At 64.4% G+C, this 8287-nt stretch carries 5 protein-coding genes; all 5 read left to right on the forward strand.

Features of this window, described 5'->3' with window-relative positions; genetic code table 11:
* On the forward strand, positions 1-938 hold a 938-nt coding region (locus FJY88_09865), incomplete at its 5' end, for a hypothetical protein (protein MBM3287636.1).
* A 2-nt stretch (positions 939-940) separates the two neighbouring features.
* A complete protein-coding gene (locus FJY88_09870; GenBank protein MBM3287637.1) occupies positions 941-2416 on the forward strand; it encodes a hypothetical protein in 1476 nt (491 codons plus the stop codon).
* A gap of 163 nt (positions 2417-2579) precedes the next feature.
* The gene (locus FJY88_09875; protein MBM3287638.1) at positions 2580-5273 is read left to right on the forward strand and encodes a TonB-dependent receptor; all 2694 of its coding nucleotides are present in this window, start codon (positions 2580-2582) and stop codon (positions 5271-5273) included.
* Between the two features lie 28 nt (positions 5274-5301).
* On the forward strand, positions 5302-7848 hold the full coding sequence (locus FJY88_09880) for a hypothetical protein (protein MBM3287639.1): 2547 nt from the start codon (positions 5302-5304) through the stop codon (positions 7846-7848).
* A 30-nt stretch (positions 7849-7878) separates the two neighbouring features.
* Positions 7879-8287, forward strand: a 409-nt coding sequence (locus FJY88_09885; protein MBM3287640.1) for a UPF0164 family protein, incomplete at its 3' end; no start/stop codon positions are given.

Consider the following 8287-nt stretch of genomic DNA (forward strand, 5'->3'; position numbering starts at 1 on the left):
TCGGCCCCGATCTGAACATCCCGGGAATCTACGGCTGCCGCCAGGAGCTGATGGATGACGCCTACTGGTGGACCGAGTACTTCGGGTATGTCCCCGACGAGGACCGCCTAGCGATCGCCTTCGAGATCGAGCCCGCGGGCAACGCCATGGGCTCGTATCGCCAGATCGGATGCCAGGCGGCCTGCCACCTGCGGGAGACGCCGGCCTTCGGTCGCCTCGACTACGGGCGGCTCGATGTCTGGCAGTGGCTCGCCGCGCGGACGAATCCCGTTAGGGACCTCTTCGACCTGAACGACAACCCGGAGAATCCGCTCTACGGTCTTCCGGGATACCTGGACGACCTGATCTCCGACGCCTACTCGGGCCTCGTCTCCGATCCTGGGACGCCGAGCTACGTGCCGAACTTCGAGCCGGGGCGCAACGTTCCCCTCTACGTCTACCGCAACCGGGCGCCCGACGATCCGTACGCGTTCCCGCGCGATCCGGCCTCGTGCACGAACGTGATCGGCGAGCTCTGCCGCGCCAACAACGGCCTCGGCTTCGACTTCCTATGGAGGGACTACCCGGAGATCCCGGTCAGGCGCTTCAGCGAGTGCGACACTGCGTTTCTTGCTCAGCCGAGAGACGCCAGGCCCCGGGAATGGAGGCCTGGTGACTTCGTCCCAGGATGGATCGTCACCTATCCGACGGGCAGCAGAGCGGATGTCCACGGGAAGGGAAGCTGGGACAGGGTGCAGCCGACCGACCCGGTCGGTGTCTGGACTCTGGAGATCGGCCGCCGCCTGAGGACGGCAGATCAGATCCACGACGTGACCTTCTACCCCGACAGCAGCTTGACGTATGCCTTCACGGTCGCCGCGATGGACAACTCGGGCCGCGACCAGCGCGGCTCCGAGGTCCAGACGCTGCGCTTCGAGCCGAAGCCGGCGGGGAGGTGAAGATGCGACTTGCACGCTTCGGCGCAGAGTGGATCGCCGTTCTCGCGCTCTCGTGCGCCGTCTCGGGAGCGGGGTGGGCTCAGTCAGTCGACTATCTCGCCCAGGAGGCCGGACTGGCCCTCGATCGGACGCCCGCCTCGGCGAGGTTGGAAGGGATGGGGGGGCTCACGATTGCCGTCGCGGACGAGGGCAGGGAGCTCAACCTGAGCGACTACGGAAGGAACCTGGCCGGGTGGCTCCCGGATCGGGAGGGAAGGCGCTCCGATCTCTGGTTTAGGAGCATCGACCGAGCGGTCGATGTCCGCAACGAGCGGAACGTTCGGACGCGGACGCGGACTGGCCTCGTCGAAACGGGCGCGATCGCGTCGTGGAGCAGCGGGAGCAAGCGTCTCCTGGGCGCGGAGTACGCCTATGAGCGGCTCGAGACCGCTGTGGAGCGCGGCGAGCGCAGCCGCGACCGGGGCCCGCAGTGGGGCGGATTCGGCAACCAGCGGCTTGGCCCGCTCGTCGTCGGAGGCGCCGTCCACTTCTCCTCGGACGCCCAGCACCTGACGACCACCAACCCCTTCGGCATCTCGCACGACGGGTCCGGCGTGCGATACACCGGTGCCCTGGCCTATTTCAGGGGGAACCTGGCTGTCGGCGCGCAAGTGGAGCGCCAGGTGAACACGATCTTGGGGTATGGCCATGAGGTCTCACGCTTCCATGAGGATGAGCTCACATGGAAGAGGCCGGTCGGCATCTACTCCGCGGTCGCCACATTCAGTCCCGCGGCCTTGCTGCGGGGAGCGGTGAGGGCGAGCCTTCTTCGCATCGATGGACGGCAGGACGTCGATGTCAGCTGGGACTACCGCATGCCGGACAACCCTGGACGGGCCAACTACCGGGCGCTGGTGGGCGCGTTCGAGGAGGAGGTCCGAGGTGGGGAGATCGGTTCGAGGTGGGACGCCGACCTGACCGGCAGCATGCGCGCGTCGATTGACGGGGAGATCGGCTGGACCAGCGATCTGGTCACCGAGGGGGTGAACTACAAGGGCAGCCGCAGGGCTCTCGATAGGGACCGGGGCTGGACCCGGCTCGTCGGGGGACTGGGGTATGCGTTGGCTTCAGGAAGAGGGAGAGGGGGGATCGAGGGATCCTTCCTCCGCACCGAGACCGAAGATCGGGTGGACGGCGGCGTGGAGGAGATCTCCGAGAGGCGGCTCGAGGTCAGAGCCGGGGCCGAATACTACCTCCGGGACGACATCGCCCTTCGCGCCGGGTATGCCAGGACGGTCGATGACCGGGACCTGGATGCCCCCCGAACCCTTCACACAGGCAGCGCGGTGACGATAGGGTTGGGCCTGATGCCGCGAGGGGGGCTCTTCCAGATCGATGCGCTGCTCCGTTACGGGTCGCTTGCGCCCGACTACGGCGGCGCGCCGAATCGTGAAGAAGAGGCTACATCTCTCGGCTTGGGAGCCCGATTCCTTCTGTAGCCGAGCGAGGCGGGGCCCGGGAGTCCTGCCGACGGCAGAGTTGCCGACGGCTCTTGACGTTCCGGGCGCGCAGGGCCTACAGTTTGGCTGGGGTTGGCGGTCGGGTACTCCCGAAGGGTTCTCATCACTTCATCGGGGTTATGGGGAAAGGAGCGCTTGAGCCATGAGACTGGCTGATCGGCTCGGCGTAGCGGCCGCATTCTGTCTTGCCGCATTGCTTCTCCTTCCAGGAGTCGTTCTTGCCCAGGGCACGGGCTCCGGCGTCGTGACCGGCAAGGTGACGGACTCTGAAGGGAAGCCCCTGGGTTACGCGAATATCGTGATCCTGGGCACCCCGTGGGGCGGGATGACGAATGACACCGGGGTCTTCAATGTCAAGAACATCCCGGTCGGCAACTACTCCGTCAAGGTGATGATGATCGGCTACGAGGACCAGCTGCTCTCCGATGTCCGCGTCGACCGGGGTGAAACGACGAACCTGACGTTCAAGCTCAAGCAGAAGGTGGTCGGGATCATGGACCTGGTCGAGATCACCGCGGCCCGAGAGCGGATCAAGATGAAGTCCACCCAGACCTCGCACGAAGTGCGCGCCTCTGATGTCGAAAACCTCCCTGTGGACGAGATGAGCGAGCTGATCGGGCTGAAGGCCGGAGTGGTCGCCCGGGGAGAAGCGCTCCACTTCAGAGGAGGACGGGCGGGGGAGGTGCAATACCAGGTTGACGGCGTCCCGGTGCGCGATCCGCTCGTCGGAACCGGGTTGAGTCTCGCGGCCATGGCCCTCGAGAGCGCGGACGTGATCATGGGGGGGCTGGACGCCCAGTACGGGAACGCGCAGTCGGGGGTGATCAACTACAAGACCAAGGAGGGCGGACAGAGCTTCGAGGGCGAGCTCCTCTATCTCACCGATGACTACGGACAGCCCGACAACACCTACGACAACCTCGATCGGATCTTTGTCGGGGTCGGCGGACCTTCTCCGGTGAAGGATCTGACCTACTACGTGTCCGCCGAGGGGACCTACTCCGACGAGTATCCCAAGACCGTGGAACGGCGCAGCCGCACGAAGCTCCTCAATTTCATCTCGATCGGCGACCGCAAGAACAACTCCCTGCGTCTTCAGGGGAAGCTCGCCTACCGGTTGGGCGCCTCGTACAAGCTGACGGCGGAGATGATCAACAACGATACGCGGCGCGATGGCTACTGGCACGCCTGGAGCCGCGAGGGATACGTCCAGACTTTCATGGACACGACCCGCACCGGCGAGATCATCCTGAGGCACGGCCGGTGGGCGCAGACCCAGGTCGACGACACCTACGTCTACTTCAATGCGGCGGAGCACACCCCGAACTTCAAGGACCTCTTCCAGCAGGTCAAGCTGGTCTGGACCCACACGATCGACGCCAACACATTCTACTCGGCCAAGTTCTCCAGGAGCGGATTCAAGGCCGATAGGCGGGTTCTGGGGAAGCAGCCGTGGGAGTACGACGGCGAGAGCGGCCGCGACTTCTACTACAACTATTTTGACGCCGAGGCGAGCGACTACTTCGTCATCTGGGGCGACTACCCTTCATTCTCCAACCGCGAGACGAAGGTCACGACGGCGAAGGTGGATTTCACCAAGAAGTACAGGCGGCACACATTCCAGGGCGGCCTCGACGGGACCTACAACGACATGCGTTACCTTCAGGTCGATCGGCCCTACCAGACCAACGCCATAGGCGAGATCGGCCAGACGCGGACCCGCTATCACTACTTCAATCCGGAAGGGGCCATCTACTTCCAGGATCGCTGGGAGCACGAGGGGATGGTGCTGAACCTGGGGCTCCGCTACGACCTTTTCAGCGTCGGGGAGCAGATCGAGATCAGCGAGGTGACCGATCGGGTGAAGCAGCAGTTCAGCCCGCGGGTCGGGATCGCCTATCCGATCTCCGACCGGGATGTCTTCAGCTTCCACTACGGCCGCTTCTACCAGATTCCCGACAGGCAGTACATCTTCGACAACCGCAACATCTTCGATGGCCGCGTCCGCGGGAACGCGAACCTGACCAACGAGACGACGGTCTCCTACCAAGCCGGCATCCAGCACCTCTTCACCGAGCTCGTGAGCGGCCAGTTCAGCGTCTACTACAAGGACATCTTCGGCTTGGTGACGACGGACGAGTTCGCCGTGCTCGGATCGGTTGGGAACATCCCGCAGTACGTCAACAGGGACTACGCTTCGGCGCGCGGATTCGAGACCACGCTGACTCGTAGCTTCGGCAACAACTACGGGATGGAGCTGAACTACGCCTTCGGCGTTGCGACGGGCGTGGGGAGCGATCCGGACGCCCGCCGGTCGCAGAACTTCGTCTACCTGCCCGTTTCCGAGCAGCCGCTCGACTGGGACACCCGCCACACATTCCGAGCCCAGCTCCAGCTCGCGAAGCAGGGACAGTGGGGGACGAGCTTCGTCTGGCAGTTCTCGACCGGCTTCCCGTACACGCCGATCGAGAGGACGACCCGGCAGATCGAGCCCGAGGTGGTCAACTCCCGCAGGCTGCCGAGCGAGGCCAATCTCGACGTGCAGGCCGAGAAGTACTACACGCTCTGGGGCCAGAGGTTCAAGGTCTTCCTGCAGGGACGCAACGTACTGGACTCGAAGAACATCGGAGTGCTCGAGGCGGACAACGACATTGCGGGAACGGCGCTCCGAGGCAACGACTATAGAATCTACTACACGGAGACGGGACGCGCCGGAGGCGCCTACTTGGGCGACGATGTCAACGGCGACGGCATCGAGGACTTTGTCCCACTGAACGATCCAAGGGTCTTCGGAGACCCGAGGGCTGTCCGCGTGGGCGTGTCATTCAGCTTCTGAGCCAGGGGTTGAGGGGAGAAGTCGATCCATGCGAAAGAGAATGAGCGCGGGAGTGATCATCCTCCTCGCATTAGGCCTGGCGCCCTTGATCGGGGCGCCGGCCCGGGCCGCGGAACCCCCCGGGCAACGTTGGGGCCTTCCGGAGGAGAGCGGGCTCTACGCCATATCCCCCCCGAACATCTTCTACCACAATGTCGGTCTTCTCGAACTGATGATCACCAACGTCGGAATCATCGGGAATCCGAACTTCGTCGACTCCTATGGCGCCGGCTGGCGGGGGGGCGAGTACCTTTACGCGGCGAGCCTCTGGGTTGGCGCGATCGCGCCCGACAACCTGCCGTACGTCACGACAGGCGCCTACGAGGTCGAGTTCCGTCCCTCTTTGGACGATGTCGACACGATCTATCCGTCGTACGAGGGAGCGCCGCACGGGAATCGTCCCGGATTCTCGACGCAGCCCGACGACGACAACGACGGCTTGGTCGACGAGGACCCGCTCAACGGCAGAGATGACGACGGCGACGGCCCCGGTGTCGGAAGGCCTTGCGGTCCCGGGGTCGCCGGATGCGACGAGGACTACTCGGCGATCTCTCAGCAGATGTTCTCCTGCCAGTACTGGGACTACACGCAGGAGTCGACGAACCGCTACCCGGAGCATCGCCCCTTGAACCTCCGGGTCCACCAGGAGAGCTATGCCTGGTCCACGGAGGGTTCGAACGAGTTCATCGGCTTCGAGTTCAAGATCTACAACGATGGCTTCGAGGTCCTTCGCTCCCTCTACATAGGCTTCTTCGTTGACTCGGACGCGGGCCCCAAGGAGGTCCGGGGCTTCTACGGAGACGACGGCGGCAGCTTCTACTCCGAGGAGATCCAGTACGAGGACGCCTCCAACCGCTACACCTGCCGCGAGCGGGATGGATCGGACAACGACTGCAGCGTCCAGGACATGAAACTGGACATCTGCTACATGTACGACATCCGCGACAACGGAGCCGACGCCACCGGCGGCGACGTGGACGGGAACTTCGGCGGGATGTTCCTCGGCCACACGACCGACCCCTTCGGAGAGCGCGCCCCGACGCAGGTGGGAGTGCACACCGCCATCTTCTTCAGCGGGTCGGGAGCCTATCCTTCGGGGGACCCGAGGAACGACTTCGAGAGATACGACCTGCTGTCGAGAGGGCAGAGAGCGAGCCGCCCGACCGGCTCGCCGAGCGACTACCGCTACTGCTTCAGCGCGGGGCCGTTCCGCGAACTCGCCCCCGGCGACGTTCTGCAGTTCCAGACAGCCTTCGTGATCGGAAGAGGCTTCGAGCAGATGAAGAACAACGCCATCAACGCGCAGAGGATCTACAACGGAGCCTGGCGGGACGTGGATGGCAATACCTCGACCGGTCGCGGCGGATCCTGGCCGGTCGGAGGGCGCGAGACCTGCCTCTTCGTTCTGGATCCGACCCAGCCTCTCATCTGGCGCGACCCGTGCGACAGCCTGAGCCCGCAGACGATCCAGGTCAAGGACACCGTCTGCCTGCCGCAGAACTACGTCGATGACGACTGCACCTGCTGCACGCCCCTCTATCGGACCAACGAGGAGGCGGAGGTGCAGGGTTATGAGACGCTGATCCGTTGGGTGGGAACCGTGGCGCCTCCTCCTCCGGGAACGAACATCGATCCGATCAGCAATCCCGCAATCCAAGTGACGGCCCCGGGCGGCGACCGCAGGGTGATTCTCCAGTGGGACAACCTCTCGGAGCTTTCCGCCGACCCGATCCAGCGCAAAGTCCTCTTCACGGGATATCGGGTGTGGAGGGTCGAGGGATGGAGCCGGCCGATCGGCTCGACGGGGCCGAGTCCCGGAGACTGGCAGCTGATCGCCGACATCGGCAAGAACCCACCCGACCGGCTAGGACGGGCGAGCCCTTACCATATCTCCAAGTATGTCTGCAGGCCCGACGGTCTGACGCGCTGCATCGGCCCGGACTCCTTCCCCGAGCCGATTCTGACGGGGTCCGAGGATCCGAACGAGGATTCTCTCTATTACTATCCGGTCGGACGCTACCGCCTTGAGGACACGCTCGGGCTCAAGAACGGGATGGTCTACTTCTACGATGTGACCGCCTATAGCAGCTGGACCGACTCCGTGTCGGGCTACCAGGAGCTGGCGGGTCGTCCCACTGCCGCCGAGCGCGACGGCGTTGTGCCCCAGTGGCAGGCGGCCAACAAGGGAGGCTCTGTCTACGTCGTCCCGAACCCGTATGTCCGCGGCGGACAGCCGCTGGGTTGGGACCTTACGCCCTCCGACAGGGATCCAACCGGGACGAAGATCGCGTTTGCGAACCTGCCGTTGGCCGATTGCCGCGTGAAGATCTATACCCTCGCGGGAGATCTGGTACAGACGCTGGAGAAGGACTGCCGCGAGGACGGCAGCGGAACGGTCTTCTGGAACCTCATCTCGCGGCGCGGACAGGACATCGTTAGCGGGGTCTATCTCTACTCGGTCGAATGCAGGGATTGTCCCCCGGACGTCAAGGGATGTGGCAACACGCAAGTGGGCCGCTTCACCGTCATCCGATAGGGGGGCACGGCGATGAAAGGGAAGAGGAAGATGGTAAGCTCTCCCAGGGCGAGAAGCATCTCACTGCTGATCCTGGCGCTGGCGATTCCCGGCCTGGTTCACGCGGGTGAGGAGTTCGAGAAGGTGGGCACGGTCGGCGGACAGTTCCTGAAGCTCGGGGTCGGGGCCCGCGCCACGGCGATGGGATCGGCCTTCGTGTCGGTCGCCAACGACCCCTCGGCAGTCTACTGGAATCCGGCAGGGGTGGCGCGGATTCAGAAGAACTCCGTGGCCCTGAACCACACCGCGTGGTTGGCCGACATCTCGTTCACCCAGGCGGTCTATGTGTTCCACGTGGGGTTCCTGCCAGGGACCTTCGCCGCGAATGCTCGGGCCCTCTACATGGACTCCCAGCCGATCCGGACGGTCTACCGTCCCGACGGGGAGGGAAAGAGCTTCG

Source organism: Candidatus Eisenbacteria bacterium (genome assembly GCA_016867495.1).
Classification (GTDB): Bacteria; Eisenbacteria; RBG-16-71-46; order CAIMUX01; family VGJL01; genus VGJL01.

Coding starts and splice junctions, on each gene's coding strand:
- FJY88_09870 (MBM3287637.1), top strand. CDS start 941: ATGCGACTTGCACGCTTCGGCGCAGAGTGGATCGCCGTTCTCGCGCTC.
- FJY88_09875 (MBM3287638.1), top strand. CDS start 2,580: ATGAGACTGGCTGATCGGCTCGGCGTAGCGGCCGCATTCTGTCTTGCC.
- FJY88_09880 (MBM3287639.1), top strand. CDS start 5,302: ATGCGAAAGAGAATGAGCGCGGGAGTGATCATCCTCCTCGCATTAGGC.